The sequence below is a fragment of the Arsukibacterium sp. genome (assembly GCF_033722355.1).
Lineage (GTDB): Bacteria > Pseudomonadota > Gammaproteobacteria > Enterobacterales > Alteromonadaceae > Alishewanella.
Window position 1 is genome coordinate 1 of record NZ_JAWVZF010000244.1, and the last position, 2,741, is coordinate 2,741.

General features: G+C 51.3%; 3 protein-coding genes. 1 reads left to right on the top strand and 2 read right to left on the bottom strand.

The genetic code is table 11. The features are described 5' to 3' along the window. Window positions 1-69: 69 nt before the first annotated feature. Window positions 70-528 carry a dUTP diphosphatase gene (dut, locus tag R3177_RS14340; RefSeq protein ID WP_318971689.1) on the bottom strand — a complete coding sequence of 153 codons (459 nt, stop codon included), beginning with the start codon at window positions 526-528 and terminating at the stop codon, window positions 70-72. Further along, window positions 525-1,769, bottom strand: coding sequence for a bifunctional phosphopantothenoylcysteine decarboxylase/phosphopantothenate--cysteine ligase CoaBC (coaBC, locus tag R3177_RS14345; protein ID WP_318971690.1), 1,245 nt, complete (start codon window positions 1,767-1,769; stop codon window positions 525-527). Before coaBC ends, dut begins: the two co-directional genes overlap by 4 nt. Before the next feature lie 82 nt (window positions 1,770-1,851). On the opposite strand from coaBC, the gene radC reads away from it, so the two are divergent. After that, the gene (gene radC / locus R3177_RS14350) at window positions 1,852-2,526 is read left to right on the top strand and encodes a RadC family protein (protein ID WP_318971691.1); all 675 of its coding nucleotides are present in this window, start codon (window positions 1,852-1,854) and stop codon (window positions 2,524-2,526) included. Window positions 2,527-2,741 lie beyond the last annotated feature (215 nt).

Below are 2,741 nucleotides of genomic sequence, written 5' to 3' on the forward strand. Positions count from 1 at the left end.
AACGCCTGCAAAATATCTTCTTTTCTGTTGCCGCGACGCGGTGTTGACATAGCTGTTCCTGAATTCAAACTAACTTTTACCCGAGTGGCCAAAGCCGCCCTCACCGCGCTCTGAGGCGTCAAAGCTATCAACTAGCTTAAATTCTGCCTGTACCACCGGCATAAACACCAGCTGGGCAATCCGATCACCCGGCTCAATAGTGAACGTTTGGGCACCGCGGTTCCACATGGATACCATTAGCGGCCCCTGGTAGTCTGAGTCAATTAAGCCCACCAGATTACCCAGCACAATACCGTGCTTATGACCCAGGCCAGAGCGCGGCAGGATAGTGGCGCATAAATTGACGTCGCCAATAAAAATCGAAATACCGGTTGGAATTAACACCGTCTGGCCGGGTTCCAGCGCGAGGGGCTGATCCAGACAGGCGCGTAAATCAAGGCCGGCTGAACCCGGTGTGGCATAAGCCGGTAGTGGAAATTCGTTACCGATACGGGGGTCAAGGATCTTCAGCTCAATTGTTTTATTCATTTTTTTGCTTCACTTGTTGTGCTTGTCTGAGAAAACTGGTGTGAAATTAAATTTATCAGGCTCTGGGCCAGTGCGGTTTTGCTTTGCAGGGCCAGGGTCTGTTCGCCATCTTGCCACAGCACTGTGACGGCATTCTGATCGCTGTTAAAACCCGCATCCGGTTGTGAGACATCATTGGCGCAAATCATATCGAGGTTTTTGTTTAACCGTTTTTGCCGGGCATAATTCAGCACATCCTGGGTTTCAGCGGCAAAACCTACGGTAAAAGGTCGCTGCTTGGTTAAAGCCGCCACCGCAGCAATAATATCCGGGTTTTTAATCAGATTAAGTTGTAACTGTTCGTCAGCCCCTTTTTTCAGCTTATTGACTGCCACATCGGCGGCCCGGTAGTCAGCTACTGCGGCACAGCCAATAAAAATATCACTTTGCACAGCGGCCTTTAATGCCGCCTCAAACATCTGCTCTGCGCTGATAACATCCAGCCGTTTAACCCCTGCAGGGGTAGCCAGTTGCACCGGGCCACTGATAAGAGTGACATCAGCGCCCATCGCAGCGGCAGCGGCGGCTAATGCGAAGCCCATTTTGCCGGAACTGTAGTTTGATAAGTACCGCACCGGGTCCAGCGCTTCGCGGGTCGGGCCGGCAGTAATAGTAAAGCGCAGACCGGCCAGTGCTTTTGGCATAAGAGTTTGTGCAATCGTCTGCTCTATTAACGCAACCAGCTCTAACGGTTCCAGCATCCGGCCATAGCCGACATCGCCGCAGGCTTGCTCACCGGCACCTGGGCCATAAATGTGAAAATTATGTTTTTTTAATGTTGCTAAGTTCTGCTGGGTGGCTATATTGTTATACATCTGCTGGTTCATCGCCGGCGCGACAGCTATCGGCACAGCTGAAGCCAGCACACAGGTGGTCAGTAAATCGTTGGCCATGCCATGCGCCAGCCGGGCGATAACATCGGCAGAGCCTGGCGCTACGACGATTAAATCGGCCCATTTGGCCAGCTCAATGTGGCCCATGGCGGCTTCTGCTGCCGGGTCGAGCATGCTGGTGCTGACCGGGTTGCCAGACAGCGCCTGAAGCGTAAGCGGGGTAATAAAATGCTGAGCTGCCTCTGTCAGGATCACTCTGACCTCGGCACCGCGCTCTTTTAAACGGCGGACTAAATCGGCACTTTTGTAAGCGGCTATACCGCCGCTTATCCCCAGTAGTATACGTTTGGCTGCCAGTGTCTGCTGCATAAATACCTAAAGCTGGTCCGGAAAATAATGGCATAAGATAACACGGAACACGAAAATCAGCATCAATTCAGGGAGGATTCAAATGGCTATTTCTGACTGGCCGCTTACCGAGCGGCCAAGGGAAAAGTTGTTGCAATTAGGGCCCACGGCATTATCGGATGCTGAGCTTCTGGCCATTTTTTTGCGTACCGGGGTCAGTGGTTGTGATGCGGTGACGCTGGCCCGTCAGCTGCTTAATCATTTTGGTTCGTTGCGCCGTTTGATGGCCGCCAGTCAGCATGAGTTTTGTCAGGCAAAAGGCCTTGGCGTGGCAAAGTTCGTCCAGTTACAAGCTGTGCTGGAACTCAGTAAGCGCTATATACAGCAGCAATTACAACGGGACACTGTATTTACTGAACCGGCGCTGGTTAAAAAATTTTTATCGCACACCATTGGCCACGAACAACGCGAGGTTTTTCTGTTACTTTATCTTGATAATCAACATCGTCTGATCGCCAGTGAACCGTTATTTATGGGGACTATTGATGCATCGCCAGTGTATCCGCGTATTGTAGTTCAGCGCGCACTGGCGCATAATGCAGCCGCCGTTATATTGGCTCATAATCATCCTTCCGGGGTGGCGGAGCCAAGCCGCGCCGACAGGGCAATAACGGAGCGTCTGACCCAGGCCATGGCGCTGGTAGATATTAAAATACTGGACCATTTTGTGGTGGGCGATGCAGAAGTTGTGTCTTTTGCAGAACGCGGCTGGCTTTAACAATATTCGAACAAGACAGCTGGATCGCCAACGGATCTGCCTGAGCACCATTTAAATTCTCTTGAGTTTAATGAGGCTTTCGTGTATAAAGTGCGCCCTCATCCATTTTCGGGGCAACCTTCAAGGCCAGAAGGGTGAATGATAGCTCGAGCTGACGTAATTTTGGAGAAATATAGACATGTCTAGAGTATGCCAAGTAACTGGCAAAGGTCCGA

What these genes read in the sequence shown, in the direction of transcription:
- radC (WP_318971691.1), top strand. Translation starts at nt 1,852, where the DNA reads ATGGCTATTTCTGACTGGCCGCTTACCGAGCGGCCAAGGGAAAAGTTG.
- coaBC (WP_318971690.1), bottom strand. Translation starts at nt 1,769, where the DNA reads ATGCAGCAGACACTGGCAGCCAAACGTATACTACTGGGGATAAGCGGC.
- dut (WP_318971689.1), bottom strand. Translation starts at nt 528, where the DNA reads ATGAATAAAACAATTGAGCTGAAGATCCTTGACCCCCGTATCGGTAAC.